This window comes from uncultured Citricoccus sp. (assembly GCF_937871995.1).
In the GTDB taxonomy this organism is placed as follows: domain Bacteria; phylum Actinomycetota; class Actinomycetes; order Actinomycetales; family Micrococcaceae; genus Citricoccus.
Genome location: NZ_CALMQR010000072.1, coordinates 23871 through 43114, shown reverse-complemented (window position 1 = coordinate 43114; position 19244 = coordinate 23871). Strand labels below are relative to the sequence as shown.

Annotated in this window: 16 protein-coding genes; 6 read left to right on the top strand and 10 right to left on the bottom strand. The window is 72.4% G+C overall.

The features are described from left to right. Positions 1–14 precede the first annotated feature (14 nt). From dapA to Q0283_RS08240, 4 genes are all read right to left on the bottom strand, one after another. Positions 15–1142 (bottom strand): 4-hydroxy-tetrahydrodipicolinate synthase, encoded by a 1128-nt coding sequence (gene dapA / locus Q0283_RS08255; protein WP_298044168.1) that lies wholly within the window; start codon positions 1140–1142, stop codon positions 15–17. Positions 1143–1726: 584 nt separating this feature from the next. Further along, on the bottom strand, positions 1727–2521 hold the full coding sequence (locus Q0283_RS08250) for an ABC transporter ATP-binding protein (RefSeq protein WP_040385852.1): 795 nt from the start codon (positions 2519–2521) through the stop codon (positions 1727–1729). Positions 2522–2717: 196 nt separating this feature from the next. Further along, positions 2718–3494 carry an ABC transporter permease gene (locus Q0283_RS08245; protein WP_010143773.1) on the bottom strand — a complete coding sequence of 259 codons (777 nt, stop codon included), beginning with the start codon at positions 3492–3494 and terminating at the stop codon, positions 2718–2720. Continuing rightward, positions 3491–4549: an ABC transporter permease gene (locus Q0283_RS08240; RefSeq protein WP_183529087.1), complete on the bottom strand. Its 1059-nt coding sequence runs from the start codon at positions 4547–4549 to the stop codon at positions 3491–3493. Before Q0283_RS08240 ends, Q0283_RS08245 begins: the two co-directional genes overlap by 4 nt. Positions 4550–4843: 294 nt before the next feature. Here Q0283_RS08240 and Q0283_RS08235 point away from each other — a divergent pair, with 294 nt between their 5' ends. The 3 genes from Q0283_RS08235 to Q0283_RS08225 all read left to right on the top strand — a co-directional run bounded on the left by Q0283_RS08235 (position 4844) and on the right by Q0283_RS08225 (position 8704). Next, positions 4844–5749, top strand: a complete 906-nt coding sequence (locus Q0283_RS08235; protein WP_183529089.1) for a LysR family transcriptional regulator — start codon at positions 4844–4846, stop codon at positions 5747–5749. 95 nt (positions 5750–5844) lie between these two features. Beyond that, positions 5845–6903, top strand: coding sequence for an ABC transporter substrate-binding protein (locus tag Q0283_RS08230; RefSeq protein ID WP_255459702.1), 1059 nt, complete (start codon positions 5845–5847; stop codon positions 6901–6903). Positions 6904–6973: 70 nt separating this feature from the next. Continuing rightward, complete coding sequence (locus Q0283_RS08225) at positions 6974–8704, top strand: thiamine pyrophosphate-binding protein (RefSeq protein WP_183529093.1); 1731 nt, start codon at positions 6974–6976, stop codon at positions 8702–8704. Positions 8705–8708: 4 nt separating this feature from the next. On the opposite strand, the gene Q0283_RS08220 is transcribed toward Q0283_RS08225, so the two are convergent. The 4 genes from Q0283_RS08220 to Q0283_RS08205 all read right to left on the bottom strand — a co-directional run bounded on the left by Q0283_RS08220 (position 8709) and on the right by Q0283_RS08205 (position 13900). After that, a complete protein-coding gene (locus Q0283_RS08220) occupies positions 8709–10358 on the bottom strand; it encodes a dihydrolipoamide acetyltransferase family protein (protein WP_298044166.1) in 1650 nt (549 codons plus the stop codon). A 99-nt stretch (positions 10359–10457) separates the two neighbouring features. Then, a complete protein-coding gene (locus Q0283_RS08215; protein WP_255459703.1) occupies positions 10458–11525 on the bottom strand; it encodes an alpha-ketoacid dehydrogenase subunit beta in 1068 nt (355 codons plus the stop codon). Then, positions 11522–12703 (bottom strand): thiamine pyrophosphate-dependent enzyme, encoded by a 1182-nt coding sequence (locus tag Q0283_RS08210; RefSeq protein ID WP_183529098.1) that lies wholly within the window; start codon positions 12701–12703, stop codon positions 11522–11524. Before Q0283_RS08210 ends, Q0283_RS08215 begins: the two co-directional genes overlap by 4 nt. A gap of 90 nt (positions 12704–12793) precedes the next feature. Then, the gene (locus tag Q0283_RS08205; protein ID WP_183529100.1) at positions 12794–13900 is read right to left on the bottom strand and encodes a histidinol-phosphate transaminase; all 1107 of its coding nucleotides are present in this window, start codon (positions 13898–13900) and stop codon (positions 12794–12796) included. A 177-nt stretch (positions 13901–14077) separates the two neighbouring features. On the opposite strand from Q0283_RS08205, the gene Q0283_RS08200 reads away from it, so the two are divergent. Next, positions 14078–14500 carry a phage holin family protein gene (locus Q0283_RS08200; RefSeq protein ID WP_183529102.1) on the top strand — a complete coding sequence of 141 codons (423 nt, stop codon included), beginning with the start codon at positions 14078–14080 and terminating at the stop codon, positions 14498–14500. Positions 14501–14504: 4 nt separating this feature from the next. Here the strand turns inward: Q0283_RS08200 and Q0283_RS08195 are convergent, their stop codons facing one another. Together Q0283_RS08195 and Q0283_RS08190 are read right to left on the bottom strand one after the other, a co-directional pair. Continuing rightward, entirely contained in the window at positions 14505–16151 is a 1647-nt protein-coding gene (locus Q0283_RS08195) for a hypothetical protein (protein ID WP_298044164.1), read from the bottom strand. Further along, positions 16151–16642 (bottom strand): hypothetical protein, encoded by a 492-nt coding sequence (locus Q0283_RS08190; RefSeq protein ID WP_298044163.1) that lies wholly within the window; start codon positions 16640–16642, stop codon positions 16151–16153. Before Q0283_RS08190 ends, Q0283_RS08195 begins: the two co-directional genes overlap by 1 nt. A 211-nt stretch (positions 16643–16853) precedes the next feature. Between Q0283_RS08190 and Q0283_RS08185 the strand changes: the two genes are divergently transcribed. Together Q0283_RS08185 and Q0283_RS08180 are read left to right on the top strand one after the other, a co-directional pair. After that, the gene (locus Q0283_RS08185; RefSeq protein WP_298044162.1) at positions 16854–17552 is read left to right on the top strand and encodes a flavin reductase family protein; all 699 of its coding nucleotides are present in this window, start codon (positions 16854–16856) and stop codon (positions 17550–17552) included. Positions 17553–17712: 160 nt separating this feature from the next. Then, positions 17713–19194 carry a DUF1846 domain-containing protein gene (locus tag Q0283_RS08180; RefSeq protein ID WP_298044197.1) on the top strand — a complete coding sequence of 494 codons (1482 nt, stop codon included), beginning with the start codon at positions 17713–17715 and terminating at the stop codon, positions 19192–19194. Positions 19195–19244 lie beyond the last annotated feature (50 nt).

Sequence of the window (19244 nt, the reverse complement as noted above, 5' to 3'; positions counted from 1 at the left end):
GTCCGCCGTGGGCGTCAGCGCGCTGCCAGGCGGGCCGGGGAGGCCTTCCGGGCGCCGGCGGCCCTCGCCGCACGGGCGGGCCGGGGCGTGTCCTTCGGAGCGCGTGGCGCCGGGACGCCGAGCTCCGTGACCGTGGCCACCAGGTCCAGCCGGATGTCCCGGTACTGCTCCTCCGTCAGGTCCACCAGGGGCAACCGGACCGAGCCGCCCGGCAGGCCCAGCGCGCGCAGGGCCGCCTTGGCCGAGGCCGCGGCCGGGGCGCGGAACATCCCGGCGCAGATCGGCACCAGCTGGCGGTGCAGGGCGAGAGCCTCGGCGTTCCGGCCCTCGTCGTGCAGGCGCAGCAGCGTCTGCAACCGGTCGCCCACCACGTGCCCGGCCACGGACACGAAGCCGGTGGCGCCCACGGACAGCCAGGGCAGGTTGAGCATGTCGTCCCCGGAGTAGAAGGCCAGCCCGGAGGTGCGCATGATCGAGGACGCCGCGCCGAGGTCCCCCGTGGCGTCCATGACGGCGATGATCTGCGGGTGCTGGGCGGCGTCCCGGAGGGTCTCCGGTTCGAGGTCCACCCCCACGCGTCCCGGGTTGTCGTAGAGCATCACCGGCAGCGGGGTGGCATCGGCGATCGCCCGGAAGTGCTCGAGCAGCCCGGACTGGCTGGGGCGCGAGTAGTAGGGCGCCGCGACGAGCAGTCCGTCGGCCCCCGCCTCGTACGCCGCGACCGCCAGCCGGACGCTGTGGGCGGTGTTGCCGGAGCCGACCCCGGCGATGACCTTCCGGCCGGTCCCGGACACGGCCCGGCGGGCCGCCACGATCATGCGCCGCTTCTCAGCGTCATCCGTGGCACTGGACTCGCCGGTCGCGCCGTTGACCAGCACGCCGTCGTTCCAGCCGTCGCGGGTCAACCGGCCCACCAGTTGCTCGGCGGCCGTCGCGTCCATCTTCCCGGCCGCGTCGAAGGGGGTGACCATCGTGGTGATGACGCGGCCGAAGGCGGCGACGGCGGCGCTGCCGGCCGGCGTGCAACCGGGGTGCGGCCCGGGGTGGGACGTGCCCCCGTGCCGGCCGGCGGGCTGGGCCGCGGCCGGGAGGATGGCCGGGATGCCGGGGACGGCGTGGTCTGGACGGTCGGTTGCGCTCACGGATGGTCTTCCTGCTCTGCCCCCCGTGGCCCCCCGGAGGCCCGGAGGATGTTTCCGGCACCGGGGGGCTGAGACAGGACGGCTGCACTCGGATGGCAGATCACGTCGGCGCGACCGGGACCTTCGGATAGGTCGCGCTGCTGAGATCCTTGAGATCACGCTAAGGTCTCCGTCCGGCCTCCGGTACACCCGGTTACCACCAGTCCCCGGGGGCCCCAGGGTGCGCCGACTCTCAGGCCCTACTCGGTCCCGGTGGAGCGAGGGCCCGGACCGCCTCCCGGGACGGCCCTCCTGCCCTGTCAGTAGGGACCGTACCGATCGAGTATTGACTTGTGGGGATGCTCTGCTAGGTGCGCACGCCGTCGTGATCTGCCGTACCAGTTCACCCAGTGTTCACCTGAAATATCCTGCGGCGGCGGTTATGGTGCCCCCGTCACCGTGGACGGCATGAACCTCCCCCCGGCCGGCCGCCGCCCCGTCCGCGCCGCCTGCCCCGGAGACGACCGTGCGGGCAGCCTCCCCCAGGCCGCGACCGGCGGCACGAGGGGGGCTGCCCGCACGGCGACGGGAGCGGCGGGGTCCGGCTACTTGGCGAGGGCGTCCTCGGGGCGGAAGCCCTTCTTCGCCAGCTGGATCTGCTCGTAGACGTGGTGGCGCAGTTCGGAGAAGCGCTGCGAGGACCGGGTCTCGAGCTGGTCACGCTCCTCCGGCAGGTCGATCAGCACGTCCTGCTGGATCACGGTCGGCGAGGAGGACAGGATGATGACGCGCTCGCCCAGGTAGACGGACTCGTCGATGTCGTGGGTGACGAACAGGACCGAGACGCCCAGCTGCTTCCACACGCTGCGGACCAGGTCCTCGAGGTCGGCACGCGTCTGGGCGTCGACGGCGGCGAACGGCTCGTCCATCAGCAGCACCTCGGGCTGGTAGGCCACGGCGCGGGCGATGGCCACGCGCTGCTGCATGCCGCCGGAGAGCTGCCACGGGTAGGACTTCGGCACGTGGGCCAGGCCCACCGCCTCCAGTGCGTTGTCCACGAGCTCGTCCCGCTTGGCCTTGTCCACGCCCTGGTTCTTCAGCGGCAGCTCCACGTTGTCCCGCACCCGCATCCACGGGAACAGGGACCGGCCGTACTCCTGGAACACCACGGCCATGGACTTCGGCGGGCCGGTGACCTTCTTGCCGTGCAGGGTGACCTCCCCGGCGGTGGGGGCCAGCAGGCCGGAGATGCACTTGAGCAGCGTGGTCTTGCCGGATCCGGAGGGGCCGACCAGGCAGGCCAGCTGGCCCTGGGGCAGGTCGAAGGTGAGGTTCCGGACGGCCTCGATGTCACCACCGTCGGTGTGGTAGACCTTCTTCAGGTTGCGTACGGCCAGCATGGCCTCGCCGTCCGGCAGGGTCTTGCCCACGGTGAGCAGGCCGTCGGGGGTCTCGGCCACGCCACCCTGCGAGGAGACGGTGCCTTCGGTGGAGATCTGGTCCGGGGTCATGTCCTCGGTCCCTTCCTGGGTGGGGATGGTCGGTTCGGAAGCGGGGATGCCGGCAGCGCGGTGATCACCGGCGGCGGAGTGCGGATCAGGCTGCATTCTCGATCTCCCTCAGGCCGTGGTACCAGCGCAGCACGACGCGCTCGACGAGCTGGAAGACGAAGGACAGCAGCACGCCGATGATGCCCAGCAGCACGATGCCGGACCACATCTCCGGGATCGCGAAGGACCGCTGGAACTGCACGATGGTGAAGCCCAGGCCGGAGGACGCGGCGAACATCTCGGAGATGACCATCAGGATCAGCGCGATGGACAGCGACTGGCGGATGCCGGCCATGATCTGCGGCATCGCCGAGGGCAGGATCAGGTAGCGGACCCGGTTGAAGCCCTTGATGCCGTAGGTGTGCGTGGTGTCCGAGAGGACCTCGTCCATGGCGCGCACGCCCTCGATCGTGTTCAGCAGGATCGGCCAGACGGCGCCGGCGATGATCACCGCGACCTTCATGTCGTCACCGATGCCGATCAGCAGCATCAGGACGGGGATCAGGACCGTGGGCGGGATGGCCCGGAAGAACTCCATGGTCGGCTCGAGCAGCGCCCGCAGCCAGCGGACCGAGCCGATGAGCAGTCCGCCGACCATGCCGATGACGATCGAGCCGAGGATGCCCCAGAACAGCCGGACCAGGGACGGGAAGACGTCGGTGGTCATCCGGTCCCAGGTCCAGGTCTCCACGAAGGTCTCGGCCAGCAGGGCCGGGGTGGGGACGAAGAAGTTCTTCTCGCCGAACGCGGTGGCGAGATACCAGAGGACCAGCAGGATGACCGGCAGGCCGACGATGTACAGGAGGGACTTGAGGGTTTTCACTTGACGACCTCCGTACGCACCGAGGAGTGCCAGGACAGCACGCGCCGCTCGATCACGCGCATGACGATGTTGATGAGGACGCCGAGCATTCCGGTCGCCAGGATGAGGGCGTACATGGCCACGTAGGAGCCGCCGGACTGGGCCTTGGCGATCTCCGCGCCCAGGCCCGGGGTGCCGATGATCAGCTGGGCGGTGATCGCCAGGATCAGCGCGACGGCGGCGGCCAGGCGGACGCCCGTCATCAGGTACGGCAGGGTGGTCGGGAAGATGACGTACCGCAGGCGGGCCAGCGGGCCCAGGCCGTAGGACCGGGCGGTGTTCATGGCCACGTTGTCCACGTCGGCCACGCCGTAGAGGACCTGGATGAGGACCTGCCAGAAGGAGGCATAGACGATCAGCAGCAGCGCGGACTGGATGCTCACGCCGTAGAGCAGCACCGCCAGCGGGATCAGGGCGACCGACGGCACCGGGCGCAGGAACTCGATGGTCGAGTTCGTGAACCGGCGCAGGAACGTCGAGGAGCCGATGATGAACCCGAGCACCGTGGCGGCCGTGACGGCGATGACCATGCCGAGGAACCACTGCAGCATCGTGTCCCCGACGGCCTCCCAGAAGGCGGCCAGCCCGAAGTTGCGGAACAGGTCCGCGATCGCGGCCGAGGCCGGGGGCAGGTAGGTCGGGTTGACCACGCCGGTCCGGGACAGCAGTTCCCACGTCAGCAGGAAGCCGAGCAGGCCCGCCACGCCGAGCAACCGGGTGCCCCAGCCCCGCCGGGCGCGGCGCCGGGCCCGGCCGGGACCGGAACTCGTCCTGGACCCGGTGGCGCCGGACTGCGCCACGGAGGTGGGCGGTGCGGCCGGATCCGGGCGGGTGGGGATGTCGAGGGCGGCGACGGTGGCCGCGTCGATGTGCCGGCGGGTGTCCCCCCGCCGCTGGTCTGGGCGGGCGGCGGCCTCGAGGCGGTGCAACCGCTCGATCTCCGTCTCCCGCCGGGGGTCCCCGGACGCGTGCGGGCCGCGCGGGCCCGGTGCGCCGGTTGGCGTCTGGTCAGTCATCGCTCGAGGTGCTCCGCTCGTGACAGGGGGTTGTCATGCCGTGGGTCTCCGGGAGGTCGGTGGCCTCCGATGTGATGCGTCCCACAGCCTGTGTCCAGACTAGACACTCGACCTCGGTAGTTCAAGGTGTCAATGGTTTTGACTTCCAACGGATTGGCGCAGTCTGCCGAGGGCTCGCACCGGCCCGGGGCGGGCCCTACGGACGTGACGCGGACCGTGCACGGGCAGTCGGCAGAATGGTCCCATGAACAGGCCCTCCACCACGAGCCGCCGCGGGGCGCGCCCGGACCCGTCATGCTCGACCTGAACCTGGTCCGGGTGCTCGCCGCCGTGATCGAGGAGGGGACCCTCACGGCCGCGGCGGACCGGCTGAACCTCACCCAGCCCTCGATCACCCACGCCGTGAACAGGCTCCGGCGCCTCACGGGCGATGACCTGTTCCGCCGGTCGGGACGCGGTGTCCGGCCCACCCGGGTGGCGCTGCAGCTCTACGCCGAACTGGGGCACCTGCCCCGGGACGCCGACGCCGCCCTCGCCCGGCTCACCGTCTTCGACCCCTCCACCGCCGCGCCCACGTTCCGGGCGGCCATGACCGACCTGGGACAGGCCGCCTTCCTGCCCGCCCTGTCCTCCATGCTGGAGCGGGCGGCCCCGCACGCCCGGCTGGAGGTCCTGCCCCTGGACACGGACACCGCCGCCCGCGACCTGGAGGCCGGGGACATCGACCTGGCGATCGCCTCGATCCCCCTGGAGGGCCGGATCCGCTCGACGCCGATCACCCGGGACCGCTACGTGGGGGTCTCGCGCACCGGGCGGTTCGACGCCGCCCCCACCCTGGACGCACTGGCCCGCCTGCCGCGCATCGTGGTCCGGGGGACGACCGGGCACACGATCGTGGAGTCGCGCCTGCCGCCCCCGCCGCCCGGGTCGCTCACCGTGGACGGGTTCTCCGGCATCCCGGCGGTCGTCTCCGGGACGGGCCTGCTCGCCGTCGTCCCGGGCATCGTGGTCCCCGGGTGGACCTCGCGCTGGCCGCTGCACGCATGGGAGCTGCCCCTGCCGGACGTGGAGACCAGCGTGTTCATCCACGCCACGGCGGGTGGCGCCACGGCCGCCGTGGACTGGTTCGTGGAGCGCGCGGCGGCGGCACTGCAGGGCAGCCGGCCCGACGCCCTCCGCGCGCGGGAGGCGCTCCCATAGACCTGGTCTATGGGACGGGCAGGAAGATATCAGTGGTCCCGCGGGACGCGGTGCGGTTCGATGGGGGCACGTCCACCCGACCGAAGGAGTTCGTCATGGGCACCCCCTCGCACCCCACCCGCACCCCGGACCGGCCCGGGTCGTGGCTGTCCCGCCGCAACCTGCTCCTCACCGGGGCTGCCGCCCTCGTGACCGGCACCGCCGCGGCCTGCGGCCAGGGCGAGCCCGCCGGCGGCGGCGCCACGTCCGGGGCCGCCGCCTCCGGGACGGGGTCCGGGGACGGCGGGCTGCGGGCCGTCTCGGTCGCGGCGATCCCCATCGTGGACGTGGCGCCGCTCCACCTGGCCAAGGAGCAGGGGTTCTTCGAGAAGGCCGGCCTCGACGTCGCCATCGAGGCCACCTCCGGCGGCGCGATCTCGTTCCCCGGCGTCTCCTCCGGACAGTTCGACTTCGCCTTCGGCAACGTGGTCTCGATGATGGTGGCCCGGTCACAGGGCATCGGGCTCAAGTTCTTCTGCTCGGGGTCCACCACCACGGGTGAGCCCGGCAACGACAACGTGGCCCTCATCGCCGCCCCGGACTCCGGGTACACGTCGATGACCGACCTGGCGGGCAAGACGCTCTCCTCCAACCAGCTCGCGAACATCGGTGACACCGCCTGCCGCCAGGTCATGGACAAGGCCGGGGGCGACGGCGGTTCGCTGGAGTTCATCGAGATGGCGTTCCCGGACGTCCAGGCGGCGCTGGAGAACGGGCAGCTCGATGCCGGCATCGTCGTCGAGCCCTTCGTCACCCCGGCGCTGAAGGCGGGGATGGTGGCGGTCAGCTGGCCGTACGCCGAGGCCAACCCCGAGCTGGACACCGGCGGGTACTTCGCCAGCGAGGAGACCCTCGAGAACGACCCGGACCTCGTGCGCTCCTTCCGGGAGGCGCTCGTGAGGGGCCTGGAGTACGCCCAGGACAATCCGGACGAGGTCCGCCGGATCACCGGCACCTACGCGACGATCGAGCCGGAGGTGCTGGCGGAGATCAAGCTGCCGCGATTCCGCGCCGAGTTCGACATGGCCGCCCAGGAGGAGCTGGCCGAGACGGCGCGCCGGTACGGGACCGTCACGGGCGAGCTGTCCGTCCCGGACATGTTCGTCGAGCTCTAGGACCGCCCCGGACCACCCGGACCGGCGCCGGCACCCCGGCGCGGTGACACCTGCAGGAAGGACAGTGGCAATGCGAGTAGACGAGGCAGTGGGGACGGTCATCGGCCGGATGGGGGCCCGCAGGATGTTCGGCGTGGTGGGCAGCGGCAACTTCCGCGTGACCAACGCGATGGTCCGGGCCGGCGTGCGGTTCACCGCCTCCCGGCACGAGATGGGGGCGGCGTGCATGGCCGACGCCTACTCCCGCGCCACCGGCGAACTGGCGGTGCTGACCGTCCACCAGGGCTGCGGCTTCTCCAACGCCCTGACCGGCATCGGCGAGGCGGCCAAGGCCCACACCCCGCTGCTCGTCGTCACCGGTGACATCCCCGGGGACCAGCGGCAGAGCAATTTCTGGATCGACCAGGACAAGGTCGCCGAGGGCATGGGTGCCGTCCCGGAGCGCGTGCACTCAGCGGACTCCGCCGTCCGGGACGTCGTCCGGGCGGTGACGACGGCGGTCGACCAGCGCCGGACGGTCGTGCTCTCCCTGCCCCTGGACCTGCAGAACGCCGAGATCCCGGAGAGGGACGTCGCGCGCGTGGGGCAGGCGGTCCCCGCCTCGGGACCGCTGCGTGCGGCACCGGCCCCGGAGGCCGTCGAGCAGCTCGCCGGGCTGCTGGCCGGGGCCCGGCGCCCGGTCATCGTCGGCGGCCGCGGCGCGCGCGCCGCCGTCGGGCCCATCCGCCGGCTCGCCGAGGCAACCGGTGCCCTGCTGACCACCAGCGCGGTGGGCCGGGGCCTGTTCCACGAGGACGAGTGGCACCTGGACGTGATGGGCGGGTTCGCCACGGAGGGGGCGGCCGAGCTGATCGCCGGCGCCGACGTCCTGGTCGCGTTCGGCGCGGCGCTGAACCGCTGGACCACCCGGGGCGGGGAGCTGCTGAGACAGGCCACGGTCGTCCAGGTCGACGACCGCGTCGAGGCCTTCGGGTTCCACCACCCGGTGGACGTCGCCGTCCTCGGTGACGCCGCGCTGACGGCCGAGGCCACGACGGCGGCCCTGCAGGCACTCCGCAGGGGCGCGGACGGCGCCGGAGCGGGCGGTGACGCGGCCGGGGCGGGACCGGGTGGCGCGGTCGGGTACCGCACGCCCGAGGTGGCCCGGACGGTGGCCGAGTCGCTGAACTGGTCGGACCAGCCCTTCGAGGACACCTCCGAGCCCGTGGTCCCGGGTGAGCCCGGCAGCGGCCGGATCGACCCGCGCGCGCTGACCAACGCCCTGGACCGGATGCTGCCGATGGAACGGGTGGTCGTCCCGGACGGCGGCAACTTCAACGCCTATCCCGCCATGCACTTGCGGGTCCCGGACAACGACGGGTACTGCGTGCCGCTGGCGTTCCAGTCCATCGGCCTGGCCCTGTCCAGTGCCGTCGGAGCCGCCGTCGCCCTGCCGGGCCGGGTGGCGATCGCCGGCGTCGGCGACGGGGGGTTCATGATGTCCCTCGTGGAGCTGGACACGGCCGTGCGCCTGGGCCTGCCGCTGGTGGTGGTGGTCTACAACGACAACGCCTACGGCGCCGAGGTCCACCACTTCGCCCACGAGACCGACGAACTGGACACCGTGGTCTTCCCCGAGACGGACATCGCCGCGATCGCCGCCGGCTACGGCTGCCAGGCCCTGACGGTGCGGCAGGAGTCGGACCTGGATCCGGTGCGGGCCTGGGCCGAGGGACCGCGGGACCGGCCGCTGGTGATCGACGCGAAGATCACGTCCTTCCCGTCCTGGGTGCTCGCGCACTCCTTCGAGGCCGGGGAGTAGGGGCTCACTCCAGCAGCAGCGCCGGCTCCTCCATGATGGCGGCGACGTCCGCCATGAAGCGGGCGGAGAGGTCCCCGTCCACCACGCGGTGGTCGAAGGAACCGCCCAGGGTGGTGATCCAGCGCGGGATGACCTCGCCGGACACCACCCACGGTTTCTGCCGGATGGTCCCGAAGGCCACGATGGCGACCTCGCCGCGGTTGATGATCGGGGTGCCGGTGTCGATGCCCAGGGCTCCGATGTTGGTGATCGAGATGGTCCCGTCGGCCATCTCGGCCGGCTGCGTCTTGCCGTCGCGGGCACGCTTGGCCAGCTCCGTGAGCGCCATCGCCAGTTCCCGCAGGGACAGCTCGTTGGCGTTCTTGATGTTCGGCACCAGCAGCCCGCGCGGGGTGGCGGCGGCGATGCCGAGGTTCATGTAGTGCTTGACGAGGATCTCCTCGTCCGTCCAGGACGCGTTGACGTGCGGGTTGCGCGCCGCGGCCCAGATGACGGCCTTGGCCAGGATCAGCAGCGGCGTGACCTTGATGCCCTCGAACTCACGGCTGGCCTTGAGCCGCTTGACGAACTCCATGGTCCGGCTGGCGTCCACGTCCACGTAGATGGACACGTGCGGGGCGTCCCGGTAGGACTCGGTCACGGCGGCCGCGGTGGCCTTGCGGACGCCCTTGACCCGGATCCGCTCGGTGCGGCGCTCGTTGTCCCCGGAGTCCGGCATCCAGAACGAACCCGAGGTCTCGATGTTCGTCTCGCGTTCGGCCAGGTAGTTCTCCACGTCGGTGCGGGTCACCTCCCCGAACTGGCCGGTCGCGCGCACCTGGGTGAGGTCCACGCCGAGCTCCTTGGCGATCCGGCGCACCGGCGGCTTGGCCAGCACCCGCTCGAACAGCCCGGCGGCCTCGGCCTGGCGCTCCCGGCCGGCGGCCACCCAGTTCCCGACGGCGGCCGGCAGCTTCAGGCCCCGACCCGCCTGGGCGGCGGGCCGCGGGGCCGGGGCGGGCTGCGGGGAGGGTGCGGCCGAGGACGCCGGCAGGGGGGACGGCGCCGGGCGCAGCGGGTGCCCGAGGGCGGCCGGGGTGGTCGGCGCGGTGGCCTGGCCTGCCGCGGCCGGCGTGGCGGTCTGGCCGGACGGGGCCGGCGTCGCGCCCGTCCGGGGGCGGCGCCGCGTGGAGTCGGCCTTGGGGCCGGAACCGGTCAGCGCGGCCCCCGATCCCCCGGCCGGGCCGGCGCCGACCGCGGAACGCGGGACGCCGCCGTCGGCCGGGACCGGGGCCTCCTCGCCGACCCCCGGGCGGGGCGCCGGACCGTCCTCGTCCTCCTCCTGGGTATCCGCCCCGTCACCGGGCGCGGGCATCCGGGCGTCCGGGATCTCCTGCTCCACCACGGCGGAGCCGTCCCCGCCGGACGGGGGCGCCTCGCCGCCGGTGGTGATGCCGATGATCGGGGTGCCGACGGCGACGGTCTCCCCCACGGGGACCATCAGCTCGGCCACCGTGCCGGCGTAGGGGCTGGGCAGCTCCACCAGCGACTTGGCCGTCTCGATCTCGCAGAGGACGTCGTTGACCGCCACGGTGTCCCCGACCGCCACCTTCCACTCGGTGATCTCGGCCTCGGTCAGTCCCTCGCCGACGTCCGGCAGGTTGAAGGTCTCCATGGTGGTCTCCGGCAGTCTCTCGGTTCGGCAGGCGGGGCGGTGCGCGGTGCTGCGCGCGGCCCGGTGGTCGGGTGCGGCGGGCAGGCTCGGTGCGCGGGGTCAGTAGGCGAAGGTGCGGTCCACGGCGTCGAGGATCCGGTCCAGGTCCGGCAGGTACTGCTCCTCGACGCGTGAGGGCGGATAGGGCAGGTGGAACCCGCCCACGCGCAGGATCGGGGCCTCGAGGTGCAGGAAGGACCGTTCCATCAGCCGGGCGGCGATCTCCCCGCCGAGGCCGCCGAAGGTCGGGGCCTCGTGCGTGACGACCATCCGGCCGGTCTTCTCCACCGAGGCCTGCAGGGCGTCGAAGTCCACGGGCGAGAGGGAGCGCAGGTCGATGACCTCGATCGACCGGCCGTCCTCGGCGGCCGCGTTCGCGGCGGCCAGCGCCACGGGCACCAGCGGCCCCCAGGCGGCGATCGTGGCGTCGGTGCCCTCGCGGACCACCTGCGCCTGGAAGGCGGACACCCCGCGGTGGCCGTCCGCGGAGACGTCGACCTCGCCCTTGAGCCAGTACCGGCGCTTGGGCTCGAAGATGATGACCGGGTCCTGGGAGCGGATCCCCTGGCGGGTCATCCAGTAGGCGTCGTGGGCGTTGGACGGGGTGATGACCCGAAGCCCCGCGGTGTGCGCGAACAGCGCCTCGGGCGACTCGGAGTGGTGCTCGATCGAGCCGATGCCGCCGCCGTAGGGGATGCGGATCGTCACCGGGACCGTGGCGGCGCCGCGGGTGCGGGCGTGCATCTTGGCCAGCTGGGTGGTGATCTGGTTGAAGCCCGGGAAGACGAAGCCGTCGAACTGGATCTCCGCCACCGGTCGGTAGCCGCGCAGGGCCAGGCCGATCGAGGTGCCGATGATGCCGGACTCGGCCAGCGGGGAGTCCACCACCCGGTCCGCGCCGAAGCGGGCCTTCAGCCCCTCGGTGACGCGGTAGACCCCGCCGAGCGAGCCGATGTCCTCGCCCATCAGCAGGACCTTCTCGTCCGCGGCCAGTTCATCGGCCAGGGCCCGGTTGATGGCCTTGGCGATGGTCAGGGTCTCGAGGGCGGTCCCGGCCCCGGTGACCGGCGCGGGTCCGGTGGCCGTACCGGGAACCGCCCCGGCCGGCGTCGTGGTGTCCGTGGTCATGAGCGGTCTCCTTCCGCCTCGGTGTCCGCGAAGCCGGCCTGCCACTGCCGGTGCCAGGCCAGCTCCTCCGCCACGAGCGGGTGGGCCTCGGCGTAGACGGTCTCGAAGACGGTGTCCAGGGGGGCGACGGCGTCCCCGGTCATCGCCAGCACGGCCTCGCGGGTGCGCCGCGCCAGCTCCTCGCCCTCCGCGGCCACGTCGGCGAAGAAGCGGTCCGGGTCGGGCCCCGCGGCGCCGGTGGCGCGCAGGTGCGCCTCGAGCCGGGCCAGCGGGTCGACGGCGGCCCAGGCCTCTTCCTCGGCCCGGGTGCGGTACTTCGTGGGGTCGTCCGCGGTGGTGTGGGCGCCGCCGCGGAAGGTGTGCGCCTCGATGAGCACGGGACCGGCCCCGGTGCGGGCCTGCTCGGCGGCCCAGGCGGTCACGGCGTGCATGGCGAGCGGGTCGTTGCCGTCCACCGTGACGCCCTCGAAGCCGTAGCCGGCGGCGCGCTTGGCCAGCGGCACCCGGGTCTGGGTGGCGGCGGGCACTGAGATGGCCCACTGGTTGTTCTGGCAGAAGAACACCACCGGCAGGTCGTAGCTGGCGGCGAAGACCATGGACTCGTGGATGTCGCCCTCGGAGGAGGCGCCGTCCCCGTAGCAGGCGAGCACGACCTGCCCCTCGGCCCGGCGGCGCTCGGCGTCCCAGCCGGCCTGGTCCCGGGAGATGCCCCAGGCGTAGCCGGTGGCGTGCAGGGCCTGGGCCGCCAGCACGAGCGTGTAGGGCTGCATCCGGTGGTCCTCGGCGGCCCAGCCGGCGTGGGCGACGCCGCGGAAGAGGGCGAGGAGCTGGCCCGGGGTGACGCCGCGGCCCAGGGCGAAGAGGTGCTCGCGGTAGGTGGGGAAGATCCAGTCGTCCTCGCGCAGTGCGGTCAGCGCCCCGGCCTGGGCACCCTCCTGGCCGACGGCGGGGACCCACAGGGCCAGCTGCCCCTGGCGCTGCAGGGAGGTGCCCTCCTGGTCCACGCGGCGCTCGGTGGCCATCAACCGGTACATGCGCTGCAGCGTGTCCCCGGTCAGGTCCGCCAGGTAGGGCGTGAACCGGGCGTCCTCGTGCAGGGTCCCGTCAGCGTCCAGCAGGCGGACGGCTCCTTCCGGCAGCTCGGTCGCCGGAGCCGGTGACGTCGGCGTATGGTGCACGGAGAACTCCTTCCATGCCGACGCACCCGGCGTCGGTCCCGGTCCAGCCTAGACCCGGACCGACATATGCGCGCGTTCTGCGAAGGTCCGCTACTGCCCGTTCGTGGGCGCCCCGAACTCCCGGCACAGCTGCAGGAACCGTGCGTTGGCCTCCCGCTCGCCGACGGAGACACGCACGCCCTCGGTGCCGAAGCCCCGCACGGACAGCGCCTGGCGGGCGGCCGCCTCCACGAACCCGGGGGTCCGGTCCCCCAGGTCCAGCCAGACGAAGTTGGCCTGGGTCTCCGGCACGCTCCAGCCGGCCTCGACCAGCCCGGCCACCATCCTCTGCCGCTCGGCGACCACGATGTCCACGCGTTCCATGACGTCCTCGAGGTGGTCCAGCGAGGCGATCGCGGCCTGCTCGGCCAGCGACGAGACCGCGAACGGGGTGGCCAGCACCCGCAGGTACTGGGTGACGTGGGGGTGGGTCACGGAGTAGCCCACGCGCAGGTTCGCCAGGCCGTGGGCCTTGGAGAAGGTCCGCAGCACGGCCACGTTCGAGTGCCGGGAGAACACGTCGAGGCCATCGACGGCGTCCGGCTCGCGGACGAACTCCTGGTACGCCTCGTCGATGACCACGAGCACGTGCCTGGGCACCTTCGCCAGGAAGTCCTCGACCTCACGGGTGGTCAGCACCGGGCCGGTCGGGTTGTTGGGCGTGCACAGCAGGACCACGCGGGTGTGCTCGGTGATGGCCGCGGCCATGGCCTCGAGGTCGTGGCGGAAGTCCGCGGTCAGCGGCACCTGGACGTCCCGCGCCCCGGAGGAGCGGACCACGATCGGGTAGGCCTCGAAGGAGCGCCAGGCGAAGATCACCTCGTCCGGGGTGCCGTCCTCACCGGTCCCCGCGAAGGTGGTGATGATCTGGGTCAGCGCGCCGAGGGAACCGGCGCCCGTGACGATGTCCTGGGCGGCCACGCCGAGGTGGCCGGACAACCGCTCCCGCAACGCGGTGGACAGCGGGTCCGGATAGCGGGCGATCGCGTCGAACCGCTCGACGGCCCGGCGCACCGCGGGAACGGGCCCGTAGGGGTTCTCGTTGGAGGCGAGCTTGTAGGAGACCAGCCCCTCCACCGGTGCGGGAGGCTTCCCGGCGGCGTAGGCGGGGAGCCTGCCCAGGACCGGACGCGGGCGGATCGGATGCGGTTCGTTCATGGATCACCAGACTAGTCCCGGCGCGGACGAATGGACCTCGGATGATCCCGAAGTCCCGACAGATCGCCTGATCGTTCCGTTGCGCCCGGACAGATTGCCCTCGGGTGAGGGCATCACGGCCCGATCGGCCCCCAGGACGCGGGCGCATATCCGGGCCATGGGGTGGCATGGGACGATGTGGGCATGAGGTTCTTGCTCCGCGTCATCGTCAACGCGCTGGCCCTGTGGGTGGCCACCTGGCTCCTGCCCGGCATGGAGGTCATCCCCGGTGGGACCCTCGCCGACACCGGTGACCCCACCCTGAACCTGGTGATCGCCTACCTGGTGATCGGCCTGGTCTTCGGGGCCGTGAACGCGGTGGTCAAGCCGGTCATCTCGTTCCTGTCGATCCCGATCACCTGCCTGACGCTGGGGCTGTTCACGATCATCATCAACGCCGGCATGCTGATGCTGACGGTCTGGCTCACCTCCTACATGCCGATGCAGGTCACCGTGGACTCCTTCTGGTGGACCGCGGTCTTCGCCGCGATCATCATCTCGGTGGTCTCGATGCTGGCCAACGGCGTCCTGGGGATGCTCACGCCGGGCAGCCGGGACTGAGGCCCTAACCGTTCCGTCCCACGGCGCCGCGGGCTGGATCCGTGGCACGGAACTGATGGCCCAGCCCGGCTCCCAGCGGGTTGCGGGGCTGGCCGGGTCTCGTCCGCTCCAGGGTCACCGTCCGCGAGACGGCCGTGCCGGTCGTGAGCCTGGCCAGGTGCTCCTGCGCGGGGGCCAGTCGGGCTGCCCCGGTGACCGGTGGGCTTCCATCCGTCTCGGCAGTCCCGCCCTGGTGAGCAATCCCGTCCTGGCCGGTCAGCAGGCCGTCCGGATGCCCCTCGAGGCGAGTGACGTGGGCGCGGTAGTTCTCGAAGCCGTGGGCCCTGACCAGGGTGACGCCCTCCGGTTCGGCCCCCTCCACGTCACCGGCGAAGGTCACCGTGGTGCGGTTGACCCCCTGCGGGTTGCCGCGACCGTCGACGGCGGGCACCGGGTCCTCGAGGTGTTCCAGGTGCAGGGCCTCCACGTGCGGGTCCAGCGCGATCTCCCCCGTCGGCGAGCCGACGGTGAACACCCCCTGCACGTCGAAGTCTGCGGCGATCCGGGGATCGGCGGCAGTCCGTGCGGCGTGGATCCCGCCCTGGCTGTAACCGGCCAGCACCACCGGGTCTCCCGGGTCCGCGCCCGCGGCCTCCAGCGCCTCGTGGACCGCCGCGGCCACGTGCTGGGAATCCAGGGCGACGGCCTCGCCGTTCCCGCTGACGTCGAAGGGGTTGGTCGACCAGCCGTCGTCCTCCGGGTGGTGCGCTGCCTGGGTTCCGGGGAGGGCGACCACCCAGACCCGGTCAGGAGCGTCCTCGGCATCCGGGGAGACGCGGGTGACCCGGATGGCACCGGGCCCGGCCACGCCCTCCCGGGTCCCGTCCAGTTGCTCCATGAGACCGCCAAGGGACCCGTCCATCCTGTACTCGGCCGTCTCCGGGCCCAGGGAGCGGACCGTCACTGGGCCGATCTGTACCAGCCCGGTGATGATCCCCGCGCTCGTGATCAGCGGATAGAGGCGCTCGGGCGCGGTGAGGGGCCCCGCCCCGCCGTCGTCGCGCGCCACCGAACCGGTGACGTCCGAGACGATCCGGAGTCCCACGGCCGCCCCGGGGCTCATCACCCCGAGCACGGCCATGCTGAGCTCCGTGAGCCCGTGCAGCGCCAGTTCCGTCACGGGGACCGGGACCGGCCTGCCGTGGGAGACCAGGACCACGGCCGCGAGCAGGGCCGGCACGCCCACGACACCCTGGAGCGTCCGCAGCGCCCGCTCCTCCGCCTCCCGGTAGGACCGCACCGAGAATCCGACCGCGTGTTCCAGCACCTCCGCCTCCGCGCCGACGGCCAGCAGCCCGGACGACAGTTCGGCCGTGCGTGCCCCCAGGGCACCGGCCAGGGGGCTCTGCTGGGCGGCGACCGTCAGCAGCGATCCCCACCCGGCGGCCCGGATGGCCAGTGCCGTGGATTCTGCAGCCACCGCGGCCAGCAGCATGCTGCCCCGCTCCAGTTCGTCCAGGTTCGCGTGGATGCTCGTGGGGCCGCCCCGGACGGAGAACGAGGGTCCTGCAGGGGTTCGCGCGGGGACTTGGCCCGTGCGCTCCTCCACGGCCCCGTCCCGCACGCCCTCCAGGAGCCCGGGCCGGCCCACTCCGGAGGAGTGCCGCTCCATCAGCACACCCCCAGCGCCGTGGCGGTGGCGAGCACGGCGCGTGCCGCGGCGAGCTCGGACCGGAGCCTGCCGATCCGCTGGTGCAGGTCATCGATCGCCGTGCGCCCCAGGACGACCTGTTCCTCGGCGGTGGCGGCGAGGTGCTCGGCGCGGACACGCAGCCGTCGGCTGCGCGCGGCGAAGGCGGCGCCGGCCGGGGACTCCCAGTCGATGGCCTCCAGCGCCTGGACCCGGTCGGCGACCTGACGGGTGCCGGCCCCGACCCGGCCCAGCTCCTCCACCACCTGGTGCAACTGGGCCACCGCCGTCTCCAGCAACCAGATCAGGGACTCGTCCGGGACGATGGACCCGGCCGCCCGCACCGCATGGTGGCAGAGCGCCTCCTGGTTCGGCACGGGCACCGGCAGCGTGACCGCGCCGCCGGGCAGCACCGGCACCGGCGTCTGGACGATCTCGATGAGCGGCGGCGGGGCACCGTGACCGGTCTTCATGCCTGTCCTCCTGGACGAACGGGATGGTGACGTCTCCGACGCTAGGGAACCGGGCGGCGTCGGCGGTGGGCGGAACCGGGGCGTGGGGACGGGCCCGGCACACCGGCCCGCTGTGGAGTGCGGGCCGGTGCACCGGCCGACCGCCACCAGCCGTCCACAGCCCCTCCCCGCCGGGTCCCGTGGCCCCCCGGGAGTGCGGCAGACTGGGCCCATGAGCACCGAGCCGAACCCCGGACCGAACGCCGGACCGAACAACGCCCCGGGCACTGAACCGAGCGGCGACTCGAGCCCCGTCCCCGCCCCGCGGCGCACCGAGTTCGACCCCGCGGCCCTGGGTGACCGGGAGACGACCCTGCTGGTGAAGTCGATCCTCATCCCGCGGCCGATCGCCTGGGTCGGGTCGCTGTCCGCCGACGGCATCCCCAACCTGGCCCCGCACTCGTTCTTCACGATGGCCTCGGAGCAGCCGCCCATCGTGCTGTTCTCCTCGACCACGCGCAAAGACTCGCTGAACAACATCGAGGCCACCGGCCAGTTCACGATCTCCCTGGTCTCCCGGGCCCAGTTCGAGCAGGCGAACCAGACCTCGGCTCCCTACGGCCCCGAGGTCAGCGAGTTCGAGGCGGCGGGCATCGGGCGGGAGGACTCCGTGGTGGTGGACCCGCCGCGGGTGGCCGGTTCCCCGGCGGTCATGGAGTGCACCCTGGACAGGGTGATCCCCGTGGGCGGGAACTTCCTGGTGCTGGGCAACGTCGTCCACGTCTCGGTGGACACGGACACGCTCAGCACGGATGCCCGGGGCCGCAGCCTGCCGCTGGCCGGCAGGCTGGACCCGCTGACCCGGTTGGGGCGCAACGAGTGGGGCACCCTGGGCGAGGTGCTCGCGATCGACCGGCCCAGGGCCGGCTGAGCCCGCCGCCCCTCCACGCGCACCCGCCCGGTGCTAGCGTGTCCGCGTGACCGCCTCGTCCTCCAGCCCCGCCCCGCACCCCTCCGATCCGGCTGCCAGGGCCGGGAACGACGCCGCCCCGTCCCGGCCCGCGGTACCCGGCACCGGCCCGGCCCGCCCCGTGGGCTTCGACCGCGAGAAGTACATCGAACTGCAGTCCCACCACATCCACGAGCGACGCCAGCAGATCGGCGGCAAGCTCTACCTGGAGATGGGCGGCAAGCTCTTCGACGACCTGCACGCCTCCCGCGTGCTGCCCGGTTTCACCCCGGACAACAAGATCGCGATGCTGGAGCGGCTGCGGGACGAGGTCGAGATCCTCATCTGCATCAACGCCAAAGACCTGCAGCGGCAGAAGGTCCGGGCCGACCTCGGCATCCCCTACGAGGACGACGTGCTGCGGCTGATCGACGTGTTCCGCGAGCGCGGATTCCTGGTGGAGCACGTGGTGATGACCCAGTTGGAGGAGTCGAACCACATCGCCCACGCGTTCCGGGAACGGCTCGAGCGCCTCGGCCTGAAGGTCGCCCGGCACGGCATCATCCCCGGGTATCCGCAGGACACCCGCCGGATCGTCTCCGAGCAGGGCTTCGGTGCCAACGAGTACTCCGAGACCTCGCGGGACCTGATCGTGGTCACCGCGCCGGGCCCGGGCTCCGGCAAGCTCGCCACGTGCCTGTCGCAGGTGTACCACGACCACGCCCGGGGCATCTCCTCGGGCTACGCCAAGTTCGAGACCTTCCCCATCTGGAACCTGCCGCTGGAACACCCCGTGAACCTGGCGTACGAGGCCGCCACGGCCGACCTGGACGACGTCAACCTGATCGACCCCTACCACCTGGCCGCCTACGGCGAGCAGGTCACCAGCTACAACCGGGACGTCGAGGTCTTCCCGCTGATGAAGACCCTGCTGGAGGAGCTCACCGGGGCCTCCCCCTATGCCTCCCCCACGGACATGGGCGTGAACCTGGCCGGGGAGTGCATCGTGGACGATGCCGTGTGCCGCGAGGCCTCCCGCCAGGAGGTCATCCGCCGCTACTACAAGGCCCTCGTGGACGAGCGGATCAACGACCTGGACGACACCGTCTCCCAGCGCGTGGCCATGGTGATGTCCAAGGCGGGGTGCAAGACCGAGGACCGGGCCGTCGTCGGGCCCGCCCTGGCCGTGGAGGAACGCACCGGCGAGCCCGCCTCGGCGATCGAGCTGGCCGACGGCACCATCATCACCGGCAAGACCTCCGACCTGCTGGGCTGCTCGGCGGCCATGCTGCTCAACGCGCTGAAGCACCTGGCCGGGATCGACGACGCGGTGCACCTGCTCTCCCCCCAGGCGATCGAGCCGATCCAGACGCTCAAGACCCAGCACCTGGGCTCGCGCAACCCGCGCCTGCACACGGACGAGGTGCTGATCGCGCTGTCCGTCTCCGCGGCCGATGACGACAACGCCCGGCGCGCGGTGGCCGAGCTGCGCAACCTCGCCAGCTGCAACGTGCACACCACCACGATCCTGGGCACCGTGGACGAGGACATCTTCCGCTCCCTCGGCGCGCTCGTCACCTCGGAACCGAGGTTCCAGCGCAAGGCGCTGTACCGCAAGCGGTAGGGCGGTCGCGGCCTGCGGACACGCATCAGGAGTGGGAATCGTCGGCACAA

Coding starts and splice junctions, on each gene's coding strand:
- Q0283_RS08250 (WP_040385852.1), bottom strand. CDS start 2,521: ATGCTGGCCGTACGCAACCTGAAGAAGGTCTACCACACCGACGGTGGT.
- Q0283_RS08240 (WP_183529087.1), bottom strand. CDS start 4,549: ATGACTGACCAGACGCCAACCGGCGCACCGGGCCCGCGCGGCCCGCAC.
- Q0283_RS08235 (WP_183529089.1), top strand. CDS start 4,844: ATGCTCGACCTGAACCTGGTCCGGGTGCTCGCCGCCGTGATCGAGGAG.
- Q0283_RS08230 (WP_255459702.1), top strand. CDS start 5,845: ATGGGCACCCCCTCGCACCCCACCCGCACCCCGGACCGGCCCGGGTCG.
- Q0283_RS08225 (WP_183529093.1), top strand. CDS start 6,974: ATGCGAGTAGACGAGGCAGTGGGGACGGTCATCGGCCGGATGGGGGCC.
- Q0283_RS08220 (WP_298044166.1), bottom strand. CDS start 10,358: ATGGAGACCTTCAACCTGCCGGACGTCGGCGAGGGACTGACCGAGGCC.
- Q0283_RS08215 (WP_255459703.1), bottom strand. CDS start 11,525: ATGACCACGGACACCACGACGCCGGCCGGGGCGGTTCCCGGTACGGCC.
- Q0283_RS08205 (WP_183529100.1), bottom strand. CDS start 13,900: ATGAACGAACCGCATCCGATCCGCCCGCGTCCGGTCCTGGGCAGGCTC.
- Q0283_RS08195 (WP_298044164.1), bottom strand. CDS start 16,151: ATGGAGCGGCACTCCTCCGGAGTGGGCCGGCCCGGGCTCCTGGAGGGC.
- Q0283_RS08190 (WP_298044163.1), bottom strand. CDS start 16,642: ATGAAGACCGGTCACGGTGCCCCGCCGCCGCTCATCGAGATCGTCCAG.
- Q0283_RS08185 (WP_298044162.1), top strand. CDS start 16,854: ATGAGCACCGAGCCGAACCCCGGACCGAACGCCGGACCGAACAACGCC.